Origin of the sequence: Vibrio sp. 1562, assembly GCF_033340155.1 — a bacterium.
Lineage (GTDB): Bacteria > Pseudomonadota > Gammaproteobacteria > Enterobacterales > Vibrionaceae > Vibrio > Vibrio alginolyticus.
In genome coordinates, this window is the sequence record NZ_JAWOVY010000662.1 from 1 (window position 1) to 552 (window position 552).

A 552-nucleotide genomic window follows, 5' to 3' on the forward strand; every position below is an offset into this window, starting at 1 on the left:
CGACGAAACGACATTCAATACCGAACGTAAAGATGAAATCGGTCGCTTGGCTATCAGCTTCGAACGTATGCAGCGCTCGATTCGAGAAAAAATCCAAACCATCAAACAGCAAAACGAAGAACTTGAAAGCAACATCAAGCTGATTCAGAAGCAAAATGATGAGTTGCAACTGGCTGATAAACTGAAAGATGAGTTCCTCGCAACAACCTCGCACGAATTGCGTACACCGCTACATGGCATGGTTGGGATTGCAGAAACCCTCGTGTCAGGAGCAAATGGAGTCATTCCCGCCAGTCAAAAATACCAACTTGATATCATCATCAAGAGTGGTCAACGCTTAGCTAACCTCGTAGACGATTTATTGGATTACCACAAAATGCGCTATGGCAGCATGGATATCCAAAAATCGGCAGTAAGCTTAGCCAGTGCAACACGCTTGGTGCTTGAGCTTTCTAATCATCTGCTAGGCAATAAGCCCATTCGCATCATCAACCAAGTACCCGCCGACCTGAAAGCCGTTTCGGCCGATCCTCAACGCCTCGAACAAGTGCT

Annotated in this window: 1 protein-coding gene; it reads left to right on the forward strand. The window is 46.4% G+C overall.

The genetic code is table 11. The annotated features are described in order from the left end of the window. The coding region (locus R7Z49_RS26950; protein ID WP_318112729.1) for a sensor histidine kinase at positions 1 to 552 on the forward strand (552 nt) is incomplete at both ends.